The sequence below is a fragment of the Pantoea sp. WEP genome, from assembly GCF_041678305.1.
Classification (GTDB): Bacteria; Pseudomonadota; Gammaproteobacteria; order Enterobacterales; family Enterobacteriaceae; genus Pantoea; species Pantoea dispersa.
In genome coordinates, this window is sequence record NZ_JBGNXB010000001.1 from 3,900,642 (window position 1) to 3,920,321 (window position 19,680).

19 protein-coding genes are annotated in these 19,680 nt (G+C 58.4%); 5 read left to right on the top strand and 14 right to left on the bottom strand.

The window, feature by feature from the left end; all coding sequences use genetic code 11:
* Window positions 1-65 precede the first annotated feature (65 nt).
* The 9 genes from tatC to udp all read right to left on the bottom strand — a co-directional run bounded on the left by tatC (window position 66) and on the right by udp (window position 8,562).
* Window positions 66-827: a Sec-independent protein translocase subunit TatC gene (gene tatC / locus ABVR31_RS18200; protein ID WP_021506945.1), complete on the bottom strand. Its 762-nt coding sequence runs from the start codon at window positions 825-827 to the stop codon at window positions 66-68.
* Between the two features lie 2 nt (window positions 828-829).
* Window positions 830-1,357, bottom strand: a complete 528-nt coding sequence (gene tatB, locus ABVR31_RS18205) for a Sec-independent protein translocase protein TatB (protein ID WP_021506946.1) — start codon at window positions 1,355-1,357, stop codon at window positions 830-832.
* Between the two features lie 9 nt (window positions 1,358-1,366).
* Window positions 1,367-1,609 carry a Sec-independent protein translocase subunit TatA gene (gene tatA / locus ABVR31_RS18210; protein WP_010618194.1) on the bottom strand — a complete coding sequence of 81 codons (243 nt, stop codon included), beginning with the start codon at window positions 1,607-1,609 and terminating at the stop codon, window positions 1,367-1,369.
* A 110-nt stretch (window positions 1,610-1,719) separates the two neighbouring features.
* The gene (gene ubiB, locus ABVR31_RS18215) at window positions 1,720-3,357 is read right to left on the bottom strand and encodes a ubiquinone biosynthesis regulatory protein kinase UbiB (RefSeq protein ID WP_021506947.1); all 1,638 of its coding nucleotides are present in this window, start codon (window positions 3,355-3,357) and stop codon (window positions 1,720-1,722) included.
* Window positions 3,354-3,959, bottom strand: coding sequence for an SCP2 domain-containing protein (locus tag ABVR31_RS18220; protein ID WP_058758122.1), 606 nt, complete (start codon window positions 3,957-3,959; stop codon window positions 3,354-3,356). Before ABVR31_RS18220 ends, ubiB begins: the two co-directional genes overlap by 4 nt.
* A gap of 6 nt (window positions 3,960-3,965) precedes the next feature.
* Window positions 3,966-4,724 (bottom strand): bifunctional demethylmenaquinone methyltransferase/2-methoxy-6-polyprenyl-1,4-benzoquinol methylase UbiE, encoded by a 759-nt coding sequence (gene ubiE, locus ABVR31_RS18225; RefSeq protein WP_021506949.1) that lies wholly within the window; start codon window positions 4,722-4,724, stop codon window positions 3,966-3,968.
* A gap of 75 nt (window positions 4,725-4,799) precedes the next feature.
* Window positions 4,800-6,311 (bottom strand): DNA recombination protein RmuC, encoded by a 1,512-nt coding sequence (gene rmuC / locus ABVR31_RS18230; protein WP_021506950.1) that lies wholly within the window; start codon window positions 6,309-6,311, stop codon window positions 4,800-4,802.
* A gap of 117 nt (window positions 6,312-6,428) precedes the next feature.
* Window positions 6,429-7,700, bottom strand: coding sequence for a hypothetical protein (locus ABVR31_RS18235; RefSeq protein WP_031279608.1), 1,272 nt, complete (start codon window positions 7,698-7,700; stop codon window positions 6,429-6,431).
* Window positions 7,701-7,800: 100 nt separating this feature from the next.
* A complete protein-coding gene (udp, locus tag ABVR31_RS18240; protein ID WP_021506952.1) occupies window positions 7,801-8,562 on the bottom strand; it encodes a uridine phosphorylase in 762 nt (253 codons plus the stop codon).
* 300 nt (window positions 8,563-8,862) lie between these two features.
* On the opposite strand from udp, the gene ABVR31_RS18245 reads away from it, so the two are divergent.
* Complete coding sequence (locus ABVR31_RS18245; protein ID WP_021506953.1) at window positions 8,863-9,702, top strand: dienelactone hydrolase family protein; 840 nt, start codon at window positions 8,863-8,865, stop codon at window positions 9,700-9,702.
* 49 nt (window positions 9,703-9,751) lie between these two features.
* Here ABVR31_RS18245 and metE read toward each other — a convergent pair whose 3' ends face one another.
* Window positions 9,752-12,025, bottom strand: coding sequence for a 5-methyltetrahydropteroyltriglutamate--homocysteine S-methyltransferase (gene metE, locus ABVR31_RS18250; RefSeq protein ID WP_372773766.1), 2,274 nt, complete (start codon window positions 12,023-12,025; stop codon window positions 9,752-9,754).
* A 226-nt stretch (window positions 12,026-12,251) separates the two neighbouring features.
* Between metE and metR the strand changes: the two genes are divergently transcribed.
* Together metR and ABVR31_RS18260 are read left to right on the top strand one after the other, a co-directional pair.
* Window positions 12,252-13,184 (top strand): HTH-type transcriptional regulator MetR, encoded by a 933-nt coding sequence (gene metR / locus ABVR31_RS18255; protein WP_021506955.1) that lies wholly within the window; start codon window positions 12,252-12,254, stop codon window positions 13,182-13,184.
* 90 nt (window positions 13,185-13,274) lie between these two features.
* The gene (locus tag ABVR31_RS18260) at window positions 13,275-13,757 is read left to right on the top strand and encodes a DUF1456 family protein (RefSeq protein ID WP_288424577.1); all 483 of its coding nucleotides are present in this window, start codon (window positions 13,275-13,277) and stop codon (window positions 13,755-13,757) included.
* Here ABVR31_RS18260 and ABVR31_RS18265 read toward each other — a convergent pair.
* Complete coding sequence (locus tag ABVR31_RS18265) at window positions 13,754-14,632, bottom strand: carboxylate/amino acid/amine transporter (protein ID WP_371221922.1); 879 nt, start codon at window positions 14,630-14,632, stop codon at window positions 13,754-13,756. The genes ABVR31_RS18260 and ABVR31_RS18265 overlap by 4 nt on opposite strands.
* Before the next feature lie 403 nt (window positions 14,633-15,035).
* Here ABVR31_RS18265 and glpT point away from each other — a divergent pair, with 403 nt between their 5' ends.
* Window positions 15,036-16,376: a glycerol-3-phosphate transporter gene (gene glpT / locus ABVR31_RS18270; RefSeq protein WP_058758118.1), complete on the top strand. Its 1,341-nt coding sequence runs from the start codon at window positions 15,036-15,038 to the stop codon at window positions 16,374-16,376.
* A 34-nt stretch (window positions 16,377-16,410) separates the two neighbouring features.
* Here the strand turns inward: glpT and yigL are convergent, their stop codons facing one another.
* Window positions 16,411-17,211: a sugar/pyridoxal phosphate phosphatase YigL gene (yigL, locus tag ABVR31_RS18275; RefSeq protein WP_058758117.1), complete on the bottom strand. Its 801-nt coding sequence runs from the start codon at window positions 17,209-17,211 to the stop codon at window positions 16,411-16,413.
* Window positions 17,212-17,243: 32 nt separating this feature from the next.
* Window positions 17,244-18,239, bottom strand: coding sequence for a lysophospholipase L2 (gene pldB, locus ABVR31_RS18280; protein WP_058775518.1), 996 nt, complete (start codon window positions 18,237-18,239; stop codon window positions 17,244-17,246).
* Between the two features lie 103 nt (window positions 18,240-18,342).
* Here pldB and rhtB point away from each other — a divergent pair, with 103 nt between their 5' ends.
* Window positions 18,343-18,966, top strand: coding sequence for a homoserine/homoserine lactone efflux protein (gene rhtB / locus ABVR31_RS18285; RefSeq protein WP_021506962.1), 624 nt, complete (start codon window positions 18,343-18,345; stop codon window positions 18,964-18,966).
* Between the two features lie 81 nt (window positions 18,967-19,047).
* Here rhtB and rhtC read toward each other — a convergent pair whose 3' ends face one another.
* Entirely contained in the window at window positions 19,048-19,671 is a 624-nt protein-coding gene (rhtC, locus tag ABVR31_RS18290) for a threonine export protein RhtC (RefSeq protein ID WP_021506963.1), read from the bottom strand.
* Window positions 19,672-19,680 lie beyond the last annotated feature (9 nt).

Sequence of the window (19,680 nt, forward strand, 5' to 3'; positions counted from 1 at the left end):
GCCCGGCAGGCGGGCGGTTAAGATTCATCATCACCCCATCAGCGGGATGCCCTGCATAAAAGACATCAGGCGTCGGGGTTCTGTTCCTCATCGTCTGCCGCCTGACGTCCTTTACCCACATAGTAGCGGGAGAAGAATACGCCGACTTCAAACAGGCAGTACATCGGAATAGCGAGCAAAGTTTGCGAGAAAACGTCCGGCGGTGTGAGCAACATCCCAACCACAAACGCGCCGACCAGAATATACGGCCGTTTCTTTTTCAGATCGTCCGGGCTGGTAATGCCGGTCCAGCACAGCAGCACGATGGCAATCGGCACCTCAAACGCCACGCCAAACGCCATGAACAGCGTCATGACAAAGTCGAGGTAGTTAGTGATGTCCGTGGCGATGGTGACGCCCTGCGGCGCGGTTTTGGCGAAGAAGCCAAATGCCAGCGGGAACACAATGAAGTAGGCAAAGGCCACGCCGACATAAAACAGCAGCGTACTGGAGAACAGCAGCGGCATCACCAGACGGCGCTCATGGCGATACAGCGCGGGGGCGACAAACGCCCAGACCTGATAAAGAATCACCGGCACCGCAAGAAACACCGACACAATGATGGTCAGTTTGATCGGCGTAAAGAACGGTGAGGCCACGTCGGTGGCGATCATGCTGGCGCCGGCGGGCATCTGGCTAATCAGCGGTGCTGCCACCGCGTGATAGATGTCGTTGGCGAAGTAAACCAGACACAGGAAGATAACAAACACCGCGATGATGCAGTTCAGCAGACGCTTGCGCAGCTCAATCAGGTGGCTGATGAGCGGTTGGGTATCTTCAACGGCCATGTTTATCGTTCATCTTTTACGGGAGGAGTGGTCGCAGGCGCGACGGAATCGGTGTGGCTGGTGGCTGGTGCAGGCTGCGGCGCCTGCGCCGGGGCGCTGGCCTGATGCGCCGCGCTGGCCGGCGTCACAACGCTGTGCGGCTCAGCGGGCTGCGGTGCGGCAGCGGGCTGTGGCGCAGCAGCGGGCGGCTGATGAATGGTGTTGGCTTCATCTTCCGCTTTTTCGATATCGATGCTCTGCTGCACCGAGCGCTTCATGGAGTCCGCGGTTTTACGCAGCTCTTCCATGGATTGTTTCAGCTCCGGCGACAGCGTGCCGCGTCCTGCCTCTTCGACCTTTTTCAGGCTGTCCTGCAGCTCCTGCAGTTTCAGCTCCTGGGCCAGTTCGTTCTGCACATTAGCAGCCAGCGAGCGAATGGCCCGGATCCAGCCAACAACGGTTTTCACCGCAACCGGTAAGCGCTGCGGGCCCAGTACAATCAGCCCGATCACGAACACCAATACCAGTTCACTAAAACCAATATCGAACACAGTTTTACCTTACTTGTCCCGGGCGTCGTCTTTGCTCGCCGGGGTGTGCTGTTTGTCTGCCAGTTTGGCGTTGAAGTCAGCGTCCTGCTCTTTCGGTTGATCCTTTTTCTCGTCTTCATCGCTCATGGCTTTTTTGAAGCCGCGAATGGAAGAGCCTAAATCCGAACCCAGGTTACGAAGCTTATTGGTACCGAACAGAAGTACAACAATGACGGCAATGATTAACAATTGCCAAATACTGATACCGCCCATGAGATATGCCTCTAATATTCTGTGAAAAACGGTTAACTGTAACGCACAGAAAGTCCGTTTTTACCCGGACTTAAGCCTGCGACATTACGCGATTTGCACCAGGCAGACAATCAGTTTGTCTTGCGCCAGCCGATGAGCCAGGTGACGATGCCGGCGGCCATTAACAGCGCCGGGAAGAAGTCCCAGTCAGGCCGGCTCAACAGCACGGCGGTGCCACTTAATAACAGTGTAGCCCCGACGCCAAACAGATAACGTGCCTGATGATGACGGGTGCGCTGCGCGTTCAAATCGGTGACGAGTTTATCGACACTGTGCTGCAATAACTTGTGCTGGCGCATACTGTCGTAAAAAAGCTCCGGCAGCTCCGGCAGTTTCTCCGCCCAGAACGGCGCCTTCTCTTTCACCGCCCGCAGGATGGCCGGAATGCCGATCTGATCCTTAATCCAGTCCTCCAGGAACGGCTTGGCGGTTTTCCACAGATCGAGCTGCGGATAGAGCTGACGGCCGATGCCCTCGATGTACAACAGGGTTTTCTGCAGCAGCACCAGCTGCGGCTGCACTTCCATATTGAAACGGCGCGCGGTGTTGAACAGATTGAGCAGCACGTGACCAAAGGAGATTTCCGCCAGCGGCTTTTCGAAAATCGGCTCGCACACGGTACGGATCGCGAACTCAAAATCTTCCACGTTGGTATCCGGCGGTACCCAGCCCGAGTCGACGTGCAGCTCGGCCACTTTGCGGTAGTCGCGGTTGAAGAAGGCGATGAAGTTTTCCGCCAGGTAGCGCTTATCTTCTTTGTTCAGCGAGCCAACGATGCCGCAGTCAATGCCGATGTACTGCGGATCTTCCGGATGCTCGTAGCTCACGAAGATGTTGCCGGGATGCATATCGGCGTGGAAGAAGCTGTCGCGGAACACCTGTGTGAAGAACACCTGCACGCCGCGTTCGGCCAGCAGCTTCATGTTGACGCCGTGCTGCTCCAGCGTGGCGACGTCGGAGATAGGAATGCCGTAAATGCGCTCCATTACCAGCATGGTTTCGCTGCAGTAGTCGGAAAACACTTCCGGCACGTACAGCATGCGGCTCTGGTCGAAGTTGCGGCGCAGCTGAATCGCATTGGCAGCTTCACGCAGCAGATTGAGTTCATCAATCAGCGTTTTTTCGTAGTCGCGCACCACTTCCATCGGGCGCAGACGGCGACCGTCCGGCAGCAGACGTGGCACCCAGCGCGCCAGGCGGTAAATCAGCTTCATGTCAGCTTTGATCACCGGCAGGATATCCGGGCGAATCACTTTGATCACCACTTCGCGGCCGTTGGATTTCAGCGTCGCGGTATGCACCTGGGCAATCGAAGCGGATGCCAGCGGTTTGATATCGAAGTCGTCGAACCAGGTTTCCACCGGGCCGCCAATCGAACGCTCAATCTGCGCTTTGGCTTTCACGCCGTCGAACGGCGCCACACGGTCCTGCAGAATCGCCAGCTCATCGGCAATTTTCGGCGGGAACAGGTCGCGGCGCGTCGAGAGCATCTGACCGAACTTGATCCAAACCGGACCGAGCTGCTCCATGGCCAGACGCAGACGGATGCCCATCTCGGCTTCTTTGTGCCGGTTGGGGATCCAGAAAACACAGCGCCGCCACAGCCGCAGCGGCAGCGTAATGCGCATATGCGGAATCAGTTCATCCAGCCCGTAGGTCAGAAAAACTTTGATAATGAAGTATAAGCGCCGAATTTCTCCCAGCGTCATTTCGCCTCCAACTGTGCCAAACGCGCCTCAAACGCATTAAGCGCACGTTCCATCGCTTCTACCTCCTCACAAAACCACGCCTGCTCCAGCGCCCCCGGTGCCACGCGCCACTCTTCGGTCAGCACCTGCCCCAGATAATCCTGACGGCGGGTGACCTGCTGTCTGAGCTGGGCCAGCGCACGCTGAGCGGCCTGGCTGATGCCCTGTGCCGCAATGTCGCCCACCCACGGCGCGAGATATTCGGCCGGGTCGAGTTCAGCCAGATCCATCAGCGCGGAGAATTGCTGTACCACCTGCAGATCGCCTTCCACGTCCAGCTCACCGCTGCGAATCAGGCTGGTCAGCTGCTGACGATCGCGCAGCTTAGGCAGCGTGCTGAAACGCAGGCTGACGCTGCAGTCGCTGCGGTCCTGCCAGTCACTCAGCACATCCAGCTGGTTTTCACTGAACACCAGCACCAGCGGAAAATCCAGCTCCTGCAGGCGCAGCAGCAGGACTTTGCCGGCCAGACGCTGGCGTGCGGTTTTCAGGCTGCGATCGCGGTACAACACACGGTTCAGGGCGGTCTCAAGACCGCCGGTGATGAGAGGGGTAAAAGTCATGATTAATCAGAACTTAAAGCCACGATGCAGCGCCACAATGCCGCCGGTCATGTTGTAGTAGCTGGTATTTTCAAAGCCCGCGTCGTTCATCATCGCCTTCAGGGTTTCCTGATCCGGATGCATACGAATCGACTCCGCCAGATAGCGATAGCTCTCCGCGTCTTTTGCCACCAGCTGGCCGATGCGCGGCAGAATGTGGAAAGAGTAAGTGTCGTAGGCTTTGCTCAGCGGATCGAAAACCGGTTTAGAGAACTCCAGCACCAGCAGACGACCGCCTGGCTTGAGCACGCGGAACATCGACGCCAGCGCCTTCTCTTTTTCGGTCACGTTACGCAGGCCGAAGGAGATGGTGATGCAGTCGAAATAGTTATCCGGGAACGGCAGCGCTTCTGCGTTAGCCTGCACGTAGCTGACGTTGCCGGTTACGCCGAGATTGCGCAGCTTTTCGCGTCCCATCTTCAGCATTGAGCTGTTGATGTCCGCCAGCACCACCTGACCGGTTTCACCGACCAGGCGCGAGAATTTTGCCGTCAGATCGCCGGTACCGCCGGCCAGATCCAGGACGCGCTGACCGCGGCGCACGCCGCTGCTGTCGATGGTAAAACGCTTCCAGACGCGATGGATGCCGAACGACATCAGATCGTTCATCAGGTCATATTTCGCCGCGACGGAGTGAAACACGTCCGCGACTTTATCGGCCTTTTCACTTTTGGCGACGGTCTGAAAGCCAAAATGGGTAGTTTCCTGCTGTGATTCATCTGCCATCGGTTTTACCTGTTCCACAAACAATACTTCCCGAAGTGTATCAGAGTCGGGCGATCCGAGCACGCCACCGGCGTGTTATTCGTTGATGCGGCGCAGGGAAGCGGCGGAAGAATCTGCCGCATTTTCAGCGGGCTCGCTGTCATCGGCCCATGTATCATCCGCCGCGTCGGGCTGCGCCTGCTCTGCCAGCTGCGGGTTGATGGGCCGTTTGATCTCCACGCCAAGCGCACGAAACGACTCGCTCTGGGCGATCAGGTTGCCACGCCCCTGCGCCAGCTTTTTCATCGCCAGCTGATAACTCTGCTGCGCTTTGTCGAGGCTATGCCCGATGCCACTCATGTCATCAACAAACAGCCGCATCTTGTCGTACAAGCGCGCAGCGCGGTCGGCGATGCGCTGCGCGTTGCGGCTCTGATGCTCATAGCGCCACAGATTATTGATGGTGCGCAGCGCCACCAGCAGCGTGGTCGGGCTGACCAGCATAATGTTTTGCTGCAGCGCTTCGCTGATCAGCTCCGGCTGACGATCGATCGCCAGCAGAAACGCCGGTTCGACCGGAATAAACATCAGCACATAATCCAGCGAGCGTAAACCGGGCAATTGTTGATAATCTTTACGCCCCAGCAGCCGGATATGGCCGCGCACCGCGTTGATGTGCTCCTGAATCGCCTGCTCGCGCGTCAGCTCATCGTCGGCGTTGAAGTAGCGCTCATAGGCAATCAGCGTCATTTTGGCGTCAATCACCACATCTTTACCCTGCGGCAGACGCACAATCACATCCGGTTGCATACGGCCCTGCTGCTCCAGCTGCACACTGACCTGGGTCTGGTACTCGTAGCCTTCGCGCAGGCCTGAGGCCTCCAGCACCCGGCTGAGCACCACTTCGCCCCAGTTGCCCTGAATTTTGTTGTCGCCCTTCAGCGCTTTGGTGAGGTTGATCGCTTCCTGCGCCATCTGCGCGTTGAGCTGCTGCAGCTGACGAATCTCATGCGCCAGCGTGTGGCGTTCACGCGCTTCCTGGCCGAAGCTATCGTTGACCTGGCGGCGGAAGCCGTCCAGCTGTTCGCGCAGCGGGCCGATCAGGCTGTTGAGGCTCTGCCGGTTCTGCTCGTCGACGCGTTTTCCGCTGTTTTCGAAGATTCGGTTGGCGAGGTTTTCAAACTGCGCACTCAGGCGCTGTTCGCTGTTGGTCAGCAGACGCTGCTTCTCCTCAGCGGCGAAACGCGTCTCTTCTAATCGAATGGTGACTTCCCGCAGTTCGGCTTCCTGCGCGCTGTTAACTTCCAGCTGATTACGCAGCTCGCGGCTGAGCTGTTCACTCTCGGCCCGCCAGTAATCCAGCTGCTGCAGGCGCTCCTGCGCGCCGCTGAGCGTGCCGTGAAGCTGGCGCAGCTCCTGTTCGCGCTGCTGCAGTTGCTGTTGCAGCTGTTCCAGCTGCTGCTGCTGACGCTGCTGCGCCTGTTCCAGCAGGCGGCGTTCGGTGGTGAAGCTGGCGTGCTGATGGCCGGCGCGCAGCTGGGCAATAATCCAGCCAATGCCCAAACCGGCCAGCGCCAGCGCGCCGCTGATGATAAGTTGCTGATCCATAATCCCCCCGCGGATCGTCTCGCTGAGGAGAAGGTAGAGCGCCACTGTATGAATGTCCAGAACATTCATGGCAACCCGCGGATTTTATCGCGGGCGCGATGGGCACCGTCCGGGCAACTACAGGGCGCGTACGGTCAGGTCGCCGGCTTTCCAGGCGTCAATCAGGAAAAACGGCATCGGCAGCACCCATTCACTGTCGCTTTTCACCTTCGCCGGATAGCACCAGCTGTTGCCGCCGTAGGTCAGCTCTACCTGCTGCTGGCCATTTTCGGCGTTGGCCACTTTGCCGGCCATGCTGGCGAAACCGGCGTTGCTGCCGACGTGGAAGCTGTCGGTCTGCCAGCGAATCGGCGCATGCGCCGGCCACGGCTGCGCGTGGTGGAAGTGAAAGATATCGTCGTGATTGAGGATGCTGTCGCGCACCGTCGGCCACAGCGCTACCTTGAGGAAGTACTGGTCAGTAAAGCGCTCGCTGCCGTCATACTGCGCGATAAAGTCGCGCATCTGCTGCTCCACATTGTGAAACACGCCGTGACAGCCGCCCCACATGCCGGCCAGTAACAGCTCGGTGTGCGAATAATAATCGCGCATGTGGTGGAACCAGAATGGCGAAGCCAGCCAGGCGTCGACGGCCGCCACTTCGCGCTCTGACAGCAGCGAATCCGCATCCCGCACGATGTAGCGTTTTACGCTGGCATCGTCCATCACCAGAAAGCGCCACAGCGTAGGGAAAATGGTTTTCTCCTGCGACATATCCACCAGCTGGGTGTTTGGCTGGGTCAGGCGCTGCCACACGTGCTGCGGCACGCTGTCGTCGAGATAGATGCGGCACATCCAGTCCGGATAGAGCTCGCGCGCCACCTCAACGTTTTTAATCAGGGTTTCGCAGTAGCGCGGCTGACCGCCGTACAGGCTGAAGGAGATGATATTTTCTGCCGGATTGCTGCGGTTAATCGGCGCAGGCGCCGGTGCGGGAAAAGTCGCTTTCGCGCCCTGACTGAAACGCATGTCGGATTGGGTGAGCGATTCCAGGCCATAACGCGCCACTTCATCTGTCTTATCCAGCCAGCCACACACTTCCGTCAGGCCATCCAGCCAGGTTTCCGACGCCTGCGCGCGCTGCGCCGCCGGTGCCTGATAGATTTTCTGGTAAATCTTGTAGGATTTTTTATGTTCGCCGACGCGCATCAGCGTCAGCGCGTAGTCGCTGAGCACCTGCATCTGGTTAGGCATGACGCGCAGCACTTCTTCGCAGCACTGGCGCGCCAGAGGATAATCTGACGCGGCCATTGCCTGACGAAACCGCGCGGCGGCACTCTCAACGCGGGCCTGCATTGCAGCAGGGCGGCTGGTAAAACCCGGACGTGGGACAGAGATCGTTTTGCGCATAGGAAATTTCTCAGAATCGGCTGAAATTGCGCGCATTCTAATCAGGCAATTGCTGAGCTTCCTATAAGCCTGGTCTCGAAATCATTCCCTGACTGGCGCGCTAAAGTAAGCGACGCGCGGCATCCACCACAATTTTCACCGCATCACTTTCTGTCTGCTTCATAGTGGCCGCATCCGGGATCTCTTTTTGCGTGCGATTCACGATGACGCCAGCCACCATGCCGGCACGCAGTCCCTGACTGGCGCACATGGTTAACAGTGTAGCGGATTCCATCTCATAGTTAAGCACGCCCATTTGCTGCCACTCTTTCATCGAGCCCTGGAAGCGGCTCACCACGCGTCCGGAGAAGGTGTCGTAGCGCTCCTGGCCAGGATAGAAGGTGTCTGACGAGGCAGTGACACCAATATGCGTGGTCGCGCCGCAGGCTTCTGCCGCGGCCACCAGCGCGGTGGTGCAGGCGAAATCAGCCACCGCCGGGAATTCCATCGGCGCAAAGTGCAGGCTGGCACCGTCCAGACGGACCGAGGCGGTGGTCACCAGCACATCGCCCACGTTGATGTGTGGCTGAATCGCGCCGGTGGTACCCACACGCAGGAAGGTACGCACGCCCAGCTGCGCCAGCTCTTCAACGGCGATAGAGGTGGACGGACCGCCGATGCCGGTGGAACAGACAACCACCGGTTTGCCGTCGATCTCCGCCAGCCAGGTGGTGAATTCACGATGCGACGCGAGGTGCTGTGGATTCTCCATCAGCGCCGCGATTTTCTTCACGCGCTCCGGATCGCCAGGAACAATCGCCAGCGTGGCTCCTTTCAAATCGGCTTTGGTGATGCCAAGGTGGAAAACGTCAGACTGGGCCATATCAGACTCCTGGAAGATAAGGGGAATAAGCGCGCCACTTTACGTCAGCGGCCCGGATAAATATGTGACTGAATTCACTATCAATAATGAAAGTTACATTGAACTAAAGATATTGTGTGACTCTAATCACATATTAGCGGTCTGCTGCGCTGAATTGCTACAAGCGGTGCTGTGTAACCATAAAAGGCAGTGTTAATAGAGAAGCAGACCAGGTTAACCATCCCCCGTACCCTACGCCAGCCTTGCCGTAAGGCCAGGCTATAGTTACGTGATTGCGCACTTGCTAGCACGGAGAGAACCATGAAAACCGAAGACAATATGGCACAAAAATCCGCTACCGACGGCTTTGCGCCAGCGGTGCAGCCCACCGCAGCCAGCACCATCATTACCGCCAGCGATGCCATTCACGCGGGCGAGACGTCCGTGCCGAGCCAGGGTGAGAACCTGCCGGCTTATTATGCTCGTCCGCAACAGTTTAGCGGCACGCTGCCGGTCGTGCTGGTGGTGCAGGAAATTTTCGGCGTGCACGAGCACATCCGCGATCTGTGCCGCCGTCTGGCACTGGAAGGCTATCTCGCCGTGGCGCCGGAGCTCTATTTCCGCGAAGGCGATCCCAACGATTACAACGATATCCCCACCCTGTTCAAAGAGCTGGTGAGCAAAGTGCCGGATTCGCAGGTACTGTCGGATCTCGACCACGTGGCCAACTGGGCGGCGCGCCACGGCGGCGATATCCGTCGTCTGGCGATCACCGGTTTCTGCTGGGGCGGTCGCATCAGCTGGCTGTTTGCCGCCCATAATCCGCAGGTGCGCGCCGCCGCCGCCTGGTACGGTCGCCTGGAGGGCGAGAAAACGCTGAAGCAGCAGAAACATCCAATTGATATTGCAGTGGATTTGAATGCACCGGTGCTGGGCCTGTATGGCGGCCAGGATGAAAGCATTCCTCTGGAAAGTATCGATAAGATGCGCCAGGCCCTGCACGCGGCTAATGCCAAAGCCGAGATTGTGGTGTATCCGGAAGCTGGCCACGCCTTCAACGCCGACTATCGTCCGAGCTACCACGCCGATTCCGCGCAGGATGGCTGGCAGCGCATGCTGGCGTGGTTTAAGCAGTATGGCGTCGCGCCGAACGCGGAATAAAAAAGGGGCGCCAGCGCGCCCCAACTCAACAACACAACGTATTATCCTGTCATCCAACGATTTCGGCGCGCAGCTTCTGCGCCGCTTTTACCATGTTGGCCAGCGCCTGACGCGTTTCACTCCAGCCGCGCGTTTTCAGGCCACAGTCCGGGTTCACCCACAGGCGCTGCTGCGGAATACTCTGCGCCGCTTTGCGCAGCAGATCTTCCATCCACTCCACGCTCGGTACGTTGGGTGAGTGGATGTCATATACGCCCGGCCCGATTTCATTGGGATATTCGAACGCTTTAAACGCATCAAGCAGATCCATATCAGAACGTGAGGTTTCGATAGTGATCACGTCGGCGTCCAGCGCGGCGATCGAATCCATGATGTCGTTGAACTCGCAATAACACATGTGGGTGTGAATCTGCGTCTCGTCCTGCGCCACCGCAGCGTTGAGGCGGAACGCGTCCACCGCCCAGCGCAGGTAGGCTGCCCAGTCAGACTGATGCAGCGGCAAGCCTTCACGCAGCGCCGGTTCGTCAATCTGAATGATGCCGATACCGGCTTTTTCCAGGTCCTGCACTTCGTCGCGCAGCGCCAGCGCAATCTGTTTTGCGATGGTTTCGCGCGTCACGTCTTCCCGCGGGAACGACCAGCACAGGATGGTGACCGGTCCGGTCAGCATGCCCTTCACCGGTTTGTCGGTCAGCGACTGCGCATACTTTGCCCACTCGACGGTAATCGGCTGCGGGCGGCTGACGTCCCCGATGATCACCGGCGGCTTAACACAGCGCGAGCCGTAGCTCTGTACCCAGCCGTTCTGCGTGAAAACAAAGCCGTCGAGGTTTTCGCCGAAGTACTCCACCATGTCGTTACGCTCGGCTTCGCCATGCACCAGCACGTCGAGCCCCAGACGCTCCTGCTCCGCAATCGCCTGCCGGATGTGTTCCGCGATACCGGTGCGGTAGTGGCCGCCGTCAATGTTGCCTTTTTTGAAGTCAAGGCGCAGGCCGCGGATCTCGGTGGTCTGCGGGAAAGAACCGATGGTGGTGGTAGGCCACGCCGGCAGGTTAAAGCGCTGACGCTGCGCCTGAGCACGCACGGTGTAGCTGCTGTTGCGCTCAGTGTCTCTGGCCTGGATTTGCGCCAGACGCTGCGCCACGGCGGGGTTATGCACGCGAGCAGAGTTTGCCCGGGCACGAATCGGCGCGCTCCAGGCGTGCAGCGCAGCGGCATCGTGCTGGTTCAGCGCCTGACTCAGCAGCGACAGCTCCGTACACTTCTGTAACGCAAAGGCGAACCAGCTTTTTACCTCGTCGTCGAGACGGGTTTCCACGCTCAGGTCAATGGGGCTGTGCAGTAGTGAACAGGAAGATCCAATCCACAGTTGCTGACGCTGGCCGATCAGCGGCTGCAGGCGCTCAAACCAGCGGGTGAGATCGGCGCGCCAGACGTTACGGCCATTGATCACCCCCAGCGACAGCAGCCAGTCCGCCGGGATCTGCTGGTTGAGTTGCTCAAGGTCATCTTTGCCGTGCACCAGGTCCACGTGCAGGCCCTGCACCGGCAGCGTTTTGATGACATCAAGATTCTGACCAATGCTGTCAAAGTAGGTGGTCAGCAGCAGTTTCACTTCGCCCTGTAGCGCGTCGTACGCCGGTTTAAACGCCTCGCGCCACACCTGCGGCAGTTCCAGCGCCAGCGCCGGCTCATCAATCTGCACCCATTCGATGCCGCGTTGATGCAGTTCAGCCAGCACCTGACGGTACACCGGCAGAATGGCCTGCAGCAGCGACAGGCGGTCAAAGGCGTCACCTTTCACCTTACCCAGCCACAAATAGGTCACCGGCCCCAGCAGCACCGGTTTGATGGCGTGGCCGAGCGCCAGCGCTTCATCCACCTCGTCCAGCAGCTGCGTCCAGCTGAGACGGAACTGCTGACCCTGGGTAAATTCCGGCACGATATAGTGATAGTTGGTGTTAAACCATTTGGTCATCTCTGCCGCCGCCGCAGGCTCACCGCTGGGCGCCCGACCGCGGCCGATGCGGAACAGGGTATCGAGGTCAATTGAGCCGTCTTTATTCTGGTGCCGTGCCGGTACGTTACCGAGCAGCAGGCTGGTAGTCAGTACGTGATCGTACCAGGCAAAATCGCCGACCGGCAGCAGATCAACACCGGCGTCTTTCTGCTGCTGCCAGTGACGGGCGCGCAGTTCACGACCCACCGCCAGCAGTTCGTCCTGTGAGCTGTTCCCGGCCCAGTAGCTTTCCTGCGCTTTTTTCAGTTCGCGGCGCAGTCCGACGCGAGGGAAACCGAGAGTATGGTTCAGAATGGTCATGTGAGATTCTCCAGAAGTTATTCGCTGTGCGACAGTCGCAGCAACCGATTTACGTTCATCCAGCGGGCAATCCTGCCGTGCGCTGAGCGTATTAGCTGGACAAAGGTAAAGTGGCCGTCGCGTCTGACTGAGATGTTTAGCCGTCCAGATGTTTACACCGCTATAATCTGCGGGTACTGTATGTGTCTCAAGCGCAATTTGTTCAATCTCGATGTGAAGGACTCTCATGATCGAACTCAAACACCTGCGGACGCTGCAGGCGTTACGGCACACCGGCTCGCTGGCTGCCGCCGCCGCCCAGCTTCATCAGACGCAATCGGCGTTGTCTCACCAGTTCAGCGACCTGGAACAGCGGCTGGGCTTCCGGCTGTTCGTGCGTAAGAGCCAGCCGCTCCGTTTTACGCCGCAGGGAGAGATTCTGTTACAGCTGGCGGAGCAGATTCTGCCGCAGATCCAGCAGGCGCTGCAGGCCTGTCATGAGCCGCATCAGACCACGTTGCGCATCGCTATCGAATGCCACAGCTGCATCCAGTGGCTGACGCCGGCCCTGAACAATTTCCGTCAGAGCTGGCCGCAGGTAGTGATGGACTTCAAATCCGGCGTGACCTTTGATCCGCAACCGGCGCTGCAGCAGGGCGAACTGGACGTGGTGCTGACGTCCGATATTCTGCCGCGCAGCGGTTTGTTCTATGCGCCGATGTTTGATTTTGAGGTGCGGCTGGTGCTGGCGCCGGATCACCGTCTGGCGCAACTGGCTCACATCACGCCGGAAGATTTGGCCGATGAGGTGCTGATGATCTATCCGGTACAGCGTCAGCGGCTGGACGTGTGGCGTAACTTTTTACAGCCAGCCGGCGTCAGCCCGGCGCTGAAGAGCGTGGATAATACGCTGCTGCTGATCCAGATGGTGTCGGCCGGCATGGGCATTGCCGCGCTGCCGCACTGGGTGGTAGAGAGCTTTGAGCACCAGGGGCTGGTGGTGACACGCACGCTGGGCGACGGATTGTGGAGCCGTTTATACGCGGCGATGCGCGACGGCGAGCAGCGGCAGCCGGTGCTGGAGGCCTTTGTGCGCTTTGCCCGTCAGCACGCCTGCGAGCACCTGCCTTACGTGCGCGATGCCTCGCGCCCCGGCTCCCTGCAGCCGGTCTCGTCCTGATGCCGCGGGCGGCCAATGTCGCCCGTGCTGTTATCCCCGCCCTGCCTGCTCTATAATGCGCCGCCTTAACCGCTACCGGAGAGTTTCACCATGACCAATAACGATGTGCTGCGCAGCGTGCGCTATATGCTGGATTTGAGCGACAGCAAAGTGGTGGAGATTTTTGCGCTGGCGGGCAGTGAAGTACCGCGTGAAGATGTGCAGGCGTGGCTGAAGAAAGATGACGATGAGACGTTTCGTAAACTGCCGGATGTGCTGATGGGCTACTTCCTCAACGGTCTGATTTTCTACCGTCGCGGCAAAAGCGAAGACGCGCCGGCCCCGTCGGTTGAGCGCCGCATGAACAATAATATCTTTCTCAAAAAGTTACGCATCGCCTTCGCGCTGAAAACCACCGATATCCCGGATATCTTACTGAAGGCTAACTTCAAGGTGTCACAGGCCGAGATCGGCGCGATTTTCCGCAACCCGGATCATAAAAATTATCGCGAGTGCGGTGACCAGATTCTGCGTAACTTCCTGAAAGGCTTAACGCTGATTCAGCGGCCATCGACACCCGCGAAAAAAAGCTAAGCGCCTGAGCTGCCGCTTTTGGCCGTGTGTCCCAGTACCCAGCGTTTATGCACGTACAGGGACGCAAAAATCACTATCGCCCCGGCGATAAAGCTCGGCCAGTGCGGCTTCTCCTGCCAGATCGCCAAATTCACCAGTAATCCTGCCGGCACGTGCATGTTGTTCATAATGCCCAGCGTCCCGGCATCGACCTGGGTCGCGCCGTAGTTCCACATGAAGTAACCCAGCCCGGACGCGGCCACGCCCAGCCACACCAGCACGCTCCACTGCAGCGTGGTGGTCGGCAGCTTGTGCGGATTGCCCCAGATGCACCAGGCGATCACCGCGATCAGCACTGCGCCGAGATAGAACCACGAGAACGCGGTGTGCTGCGGCATCGGGCGGACTTCCTGCAGGCGCTTATAGCCCACCATGCCAATCGCAAAGCAGATGTTGGCCGCCTGCACCAGCAGCAGTCCGAACCAGAAATCATCGCTGACTTTGTCGTAGCGGATAATGGCCGCACCGAGCACCGCCAGCAGCGCGCTGAAGGCATAGCCAATGCGCAGCGGGCGCTTGCTGAGCAGGTCATAAATCAGTGTGACATACAGCGGCGTCATCACCGTAAACAGCAGGAATTCCGGCACGCTGAGATAGAGATAAGCCTCGAAGCTGATCAGATACATGATGCCTAATTGCAGCATGCCCACCAGCATATAGAGCAGCAACGTTGAAGCGCGGTAACCGCGCCAGCGCAGAAACGGCAGAAAGACCAGCGCCGCCAGGCCTAAACGCATCAGCACCGAGAACCAGGTATCCACCTGCCCCGCCAGATACTCCCCGATTAAACTAAAAGAAAAAGCCCACAGAATGGTGGTAACGATCAGCAACAGCACGGTTATGCATCCTAAAGTTCAACACTGGCGCTAGTGTAAACAAACTACAGCGCGCTGGCGGGATAATCTGGTTGACATGTGATGAAATTAAACACGATCGCATCTTCGCTGCCCGGTCAGCAGGCACGTGTTCGCATGGCGGGTTGACCGACGGGCGGCGATTTTTATGAGGCAACGTGCCGTTTTCTCTGGCAGAAATGCGCGAAATCCAACATTTACTGGTTTATATCGCTCTTTAGTGTCATAAAACTGTAACATATGTGTCACACGTCACAGTAACTGCGCGTAACCATCACTATTCTGTGCGCGAAATGGAAAGGTTGCTTTCTGTTCGCTGTCGTACTTTTTTTGCCCCAACCTGCTGGGAATCGATAACTATATTGCGCCCTGGAGGGCCATTCTGATGTTGAGTATTTTTAAACCTGCACCACACCAGCCCCAGGTGGCGGACGATCGCGTCGATCCGCTCTATCGTCGTCTGCGCTGGCAGATCTTCTTCGGCATTTTCTTTGGCTACGCCGCCTATTATCTGGTGCGCAAAAACTTTGCGCTGGCGATGCCTTACCTGGTCGAACAGGGCTTTTCCCGCGGCGACCTTGGCTTTGCCCTCTCCGGCATCTCCATCGCCTACGGTTTTTCCAAATTCATCATGGGATCGGTCTCGGATCGCTCCAACCCGCGGGTCTTTTTGCCCGCCGGCCTGATTCTCGCCGCCGCCGTGATGCTGGTAATGGGCTTCGTGCCGTGGGCAACCTCGAGCATCATGGTGATGTTCGTGCTGCTGTTTCTGTGTGGCTGGTTCCAGGGCATGGGCTGGCCACCGTGTGGACGCACCATGGTGCACTGGTGGTCGCAGAAAGAGCGCGGCGGCATTGTGTCGGTATGGAACTGCGCGCACAACGTGGGTGGCGGCATTCCTCCGCTGCTGTTCCTGCTCGGCATGGCGTGGTTTAACGACTGGAAAGCCGCGCTCTATATGCCGGCGTTTGGTGCCATCCTCGTCGCCATCATCGCTTTTGCGCTGATGCGCGATACGCCGCAGTCGTGCGGGCTGCCGCCGATTGAGGCATGGAAGAATGACTATCCGCCGGATTACAGCGAGAACCACGAACAGGAGCTGACGGCGAAGCAGATTTTCATGCAGTACGTGCTGCCGAATAAGCTGCTGTGGTACATCGCACTGGCCAACGTGTTCGTTTATCTGCTGCGCTACGGCATCCTCGACTGGTCACCGACCTATCTGAAAGAGGTGAAGCACTTCACGCTGGATAAATCCTCGTGGGCCTATTTCCTGTACGAATACGCCGGGATTCCGGGCACGCTGCTGTGCGGCTGGATGTCGGACAAGGTATTCCGCGGCAATCGCGGTGCCACCGGGGTGTTTTTCATGACGCTGGTGACCATCGCTACCATCATTTACTGGCTGAACCCGCCGGGCAATCCGGGCGTGGATATGATCTGCATGATCGTCATTGGCTTCCTGATCTACGGTCCGGTGATGCTGATTGGTCTGCACGCGCTGGAGCTGGCACCGAAAAAAGCGGCCGGCACTGCAGCAGGCTTTACCGGTCTGTTCGGCTATCTCGGTGGATCGGTAGCAGCCAGTGCGATTGTCGGTTACACCGTGGATTTCTTCGGCTGGGACGGCGGTTTCTTAGTGATGATTGTCGGATCGGTGCTGGCGGTGGTGTTACTGCTGCTGACCATGGTCAGCGAGCATCGCCATAAGCAGCAGCAGGCATAATCTGAGCGGGCCGGTGAATACCGGCCCGTTTTATTCAGGCGAGGAATAATTTACGCAGCGTCTGCGGCACCGCATCGTCGGCGTTGCTGCCAATCACTTCCAGCGTCGGCAGGGTATCTTTCAGTCGCTGATGGGCGTTACGCATGATGCAGCCTTTGCCCGCCATACTCAGCATCTCGACATCATTCATGCCGTCGCCAAACGCGATGCACTCTTTCAGCGAATAGCCAAGCTGTTTCGCCACCGCTTCCAGCGCGTGCCCTTTCGAGACGCCGCCAGCCATCACTTCCAGACAGGTGGGCAGCGAGAAACTGACGTTAACCCGGTCACCCCAGCGCGCTTCAATCGCCTGTTCCAGCGGAACCAGATGCTCCGGATCGTCGCAGGTGAAGAACACTTTGCTGATGCCGTCGGTGGCCAGCATGCCGGGCTGATACACCTGATAGGTAAACACCGATTCCTGGAAAAACTCCGCTTCCTGCGGATTATGGCGGCTGATGTGCCACTCATCGTCGCGGTAAACGTGCGTCAGGATTTTCTCATCGTGATACTTCAGGCCATACAACTCGCTGGCGATATCGCTGTCCAGATTGTGGCTGAACACCAGTTCGCCGTCGGCGTTGTGCACGCGCGCGCCGTTTGAGGTGATCATATACGCCGGAATGCCGAGCTTATCGCGCATCTGACCGACGTCAATGTAGTGGCGTCCGGTGGCAAAGATAAAATGCACATCGCGCGCCACCAGTTCCTGCAGCGTGGTGCGGGCAAACGGCGTCAGACGATGTTGCGGAGAAAGCAGCGTGCCATCCAGGTCGGATGCAACGATGTGGTACATGTAGGCCTCTGGTATTGATGTCTAAGAATACATTAGTCACGGTGGCGCTGATAAAAGTCGACCACCGCATTGAGCGCTTCGGCGCGCATGGCGTCTGTTTCAAACAGGATCTCGTGACGCGCGCCCTGAATGATGTAAGGCGTGGTGCCTTCCACCGCATGTCCCGCTGCCGCCATGGCCTCACAGAACAGATCCTGCGCGCGGTTATCCACCACATCGTCTTCACTGGCCTGCAGCAGCAGAATCGGTGTCGTAATCTGCGCCACCTGATTAAGGATATGGCGTCCGGCCTGAATCCCTTCCCGCACCCAGTGATAGGTAGGGCCGCCGACGCGAATCGCCGGATCGTCGGCGTAAAAGCGCAGATTGCGACGATAGCGTTCGCGACTGTGCGTCAGCCGGTTAATGCCAAACGGGCTGGCGCGCCAGCGTCCGGTGCCCAGCGCGTAGCCGTCGCGCAGCGCGGGCAGCTTTTCCGCCCAGTCGAGAATGCGGTGCGCCAGAAACGGCGGCAGCGGCAGCACGATACCAAACATCGGCGCGCAAAACACCGCCGCGTGGAAGGCCTGCGGCTGACGCGCCAGAAACAGCGCCACAATTGCGCCGCCCATCGAGTGCGCCAGCACGTAGCGCTGCTGATAGTGATGGCTGACGATCTCTTTCAGATACAGCGTTTCCAGATCGTCGACATAATCGCTGAACTCCACCACGTGACCGCGATGCGAATCGGCCAGCAGCCGGTCTGAACGCCCCTGACCGCGATGGTCGATAATCACCACATCGTAGCCGCAGTGGAACAGGTCATAGGCCAGCTCGGGGTATTTGATGTAGCTTTCAATGCGTCCGGGCACAATCAGGATGACACGGCGGTGTTGCGGTGAGGTGAAGCGCACATAGCGAATGGTCAGATTGCCCACGCCGCTGAATTCACACTCTTCACGCTGACGCCAGAAGTCGAGCAGCGGACCGGTAGCAAAGGCTGAAAAAGCGTGCTCACGTCCGAGCCAACTCTGTTTATGCTGCTGCATCCGTCCCCCTGAAAAAACGTCAAACGCGGCTCTGCACTTAATAGCGCAGCGCGATTTTCTGGCGTATTGTGTCACACTTCACTCTCTTCAGGGAATGTCACCCATGACCATTGAATGGTGGTTAACCTACCTGTTAACCACGACCATCCTCAGCCTCTCGCCCGGTTCCGGCGCGATCAACACCATGAGCACCGGCATCAGCCACGGCTATCGCGGTGCGGCAGCCTCAATTACCGGATTACAGCTGGGTCTCGCCGTGCATATTGTGCTGGTGGGCGCCGGTCTGGGCGCGCTGTTTTCGCAGTCGGTGCTGGCGTTTGAGGTACTGAAATGGGCGGGCGCGGCCTATCTGGTGTGGCTTGGCATTCAGCAGTGGCGCTCAGCGGGCGGAATCGATCTCAATGCGGTGGCCAAAGCGATGCCGCGTCGTCGTCTGTTTCAGCGCGCGCTGCTGGTGAATCTCACCAATCCGAAGAGCATTGTGTTTCTCGCCGCGCTGTTTCCGCAGTTTATCGTGCCGCACCAGCCGCAGCTGATGCAGTATCTGGTGCTCGGCGTGACTACCATCGTGGTCGACATCATTGTGATGATTGGTTACGCCACGCTGGCGACGCGCATTGCCGGCTGGATCAAAGGTCCGAAGCAGATGAAGCTGCTGAACCGGGTGTTTGGTGGCTTGTTTATGGCGGTCGGCGCACTGCTGGCCAGCGCACGTAAAATGGCGTAACGATTGGCACTGATCGTAGCGGCACGCTTTATCGCGCCCAGTTGAAACGCGCTATAAATTGCGCCGCTACGGTTCGGGATCTTATCGGGAGATGATGAGGTGAATACCAAACCCGGCAAACAGCACGCCCGCCATACCGTCCACCCACTTCGCCATCCGCTGATACTTATCGCGCATCCACGGCAGGGCAAAAATCGCCGCCACCAGGGTAAACCAGGCAAAGGTTTCACCGACGATCAACAGGAACAGGCCCCAGCGCTCAATCGCGCCCACATCGTTACCCACGAACAGTGAAAACACACTGCCGAAGTAGATGATGGCTTTCGGGTTAGACAGGTTGGTGAGAAACCCTTTGAGGAAGCTCATGCCACGCTTTGGCAGCTCAACCACCGGCGCTTCCGTATGAGGTTGCTTGTGACGCTGACGCGCTGAGCGCAGCAGCTGCCAGCCCATCCACAGCAGATACAGCCCGCCACCGACCATGATGATTTCATGCAGCCACGCCATTTTCTCCAGAATCAGATGCAGGCCCATCAGCGCGACACCGGCCCAAATCACAATCCCCAGCGTAATGCCGAGCACGCCCATCATCGCCTCTTTGCGCGAGCGGCTGGCGGCGGTCTGTGAGACAAAAAAGAAGTCCGGTCCCGGACTCATCAGCGCAACCAGATGCACCAGCGCGACGGTGGCAAATAACATCAGCATGGTTTATTT

Excerpts from the sequence above, each read along its gene's own strand:
- tatA (WP_010618194.1), bottom strand. The coding sequence starts at position 1,609 with ATGGGCGGTATCAGTATTTGGCAATTGTTAATCATTGCCGTCATTGTT.
- ABVR31_RS18220 (WP_058758122.1), bottom strand. The coding sequence starts at position 3,959 with ATGACTTTTACCCCTCTCATCACCGGCGGTCTTGAGACCGCCCTGAAC.
- yigL (WP_058758117.1), bottom strand. The coding sequence starts at position 17,211 with ATGTACCACATCGTTGCATCCGACCTGGATGGCACGCTGCTTTCTCCG.
- ABVR31_RS18260 (WP_288424577.1), top strand. The coding sequence starts at position 13,275 with ATGACCAATAACGATGTGCTGCGCAGCGTGCGCTATATGCTGGATTTG.
- glpT (WP_058758118.1), top strand. The coding sequence starts at position 15,036 with ATGTTGAGTATTTTTAAACCTGCACCACACCAGCCCCAGGTGGCGGAC.
- metR (WP_021506955.1), top strand. The coding sequence starts at position 12,252 with ATGATCGAACTCAAACACCTGCGGACGCTGCAGGCGTTACGGCACACC.
- tatC (WP_021506945.1), bottom strand. The coding sequence starts at position 827 with ATGGCCGTTGAAGATACCCAACCGCTCATCAGCCACCTGATTGAGCTG.
- metE (WP_372773766.1), bottom strand. The coding sequence starts at position 12,025 with ATGACCATTCTGAACCATACTCTCGGTTTCCCTCGCGTCGGACTGCGC.
- ubiE (WP_021506949.1), bottom strand. The coding sequence starts at position 4,724 with ATGGCAGATGAATCACAGCAGGAAACTACCCATTTTGGCTTTCAGACC.
- ubiB (WP_021506947.1), bottom strand. The coding sequence starts at position 3,357 with ATGACGCTGGGAGAAATTCGGCGCTTATACTTCATTATCAAAGTTTTT.
- ABVR31_RS18245 (WP_021506953.1), top strand. The coding sequence starts at position 8,863 with ATGAAAACCGAAGACAATATGGCACAAAAATCCGCTACCGACGGCTTT.
- ABVR31_RS18235 (WP_031279608.1), bottom strand. The coding sequence starts at position 7,700 with ATGCGCAAAACGATCTCTGTCCCACGTCCGGGTTTTACCAGCCGCCCT.
- rhtC (WP_021506963.1), bottom strand. The coding sequence starts at position 19,671 with ATGCTGATGTTATTTGCCACCGTCGCGCTGGTGCATCTGGTTGCGCTG.
- rhtB (WP_021506962.1), top strand. The coding sequence starts at position 18,343 with ATGACCATTGAATGGTGGTTAACCTACCTGTTAACCACGACCATCCTC.
- rmuC (WP_021506950.1), bottom strand. The coding sequence starts at position 6,311 with ATGGATCAGCAACTTATCATCAGCGGCGCGCTGGCGCTGGCCGGTTTG.
- pldB (WP_058775518.1), bottom strand. The coding sequence starts at position 18,239 with ATGCAGCAGCATAAACAGAGTTGGCTCGGACGTGAGCACGCTTTTTCA.
- udp (WP_021506952.1), bottom strand. The coding sequence starts at position 8,562 with ATGGCCCAGTCTGACGTTTTCCACCTTGGCATCACCAAAGCCGATTTG.